We start from the raw sequence: 606 nt of genomic DNA, 5'->3' as shown, positions 1-606 counted from the left end.
TCCCGCGGGCGCCCATTTCAGGTTCGGTCTTGGCGTAGATCACCAGCGTGTCGGCGTCGCCGCCATTGGTGATCCACATCTTGCCGCCGTTGAGCACATAGCGGTCGCCCTTCTTCTCGGCACGCAGCTTCATGCTGACGACGTCGGACCCGGCGTTGGGCTCGCTCATCGCGAGCGCGCCCACATGCTCGCCGCTCACCAGCTTGGGCAGGTACTTCTKCTTCTGGGCGTCAGTGCCGTTGCGGTGAATCTGGTTCACGCACAGGTTGGAGTGGGCACCGTAGGAAAGCCCGACCGAGGCCGAGGCCCGGGACACCTCCTCCATGGCGACGATGTGCGCAAGGTAGCCGAGCTCGGTGCCCCCGAACTCTTCCTTGACCGTCATGCCGTGGAGGCCGAGGTGCCCGAGCTTCTTCCACAGATCCACGGGGAACAGGTTGTCGCGGTCGATGCCGGCCGCGCGCGGCGCGATCTCTTCGGCGGCGAAATCCTGGATCGCGTCGCGCAACGAGTCGATGGTTTCGCCCAGGTCGAAGTTCAGGCCGGGATCGTGCATGGGGTTGTCTCCTTCATGAATCGGTCGCGCGACAGGTGGCGGGCCTCGCC

Annotated in this window: 1 protein-coding gene; it reads right to left on the bottom strand. The window is 65.5% G+C overall.

Translation table 11 applies throughout. The features are described from left to right. The coding region (locus AC1DTN_RS38415) for an acyl-CoA dehydrogenase family protein (RefSeq protein WP_477925438.1) at nucleotides 1-556 on the bottom strand (556 nt) is incomplete at its 3' end. Nucleotides 557-606: the final 50 nt, after the last annotated feature.

This window comes from Rhizobium sp. 01T444, assembly GCF_056398305.1.
This window is presented reverse-complemented; position numbering and strand designations above follow the sequence as displayed.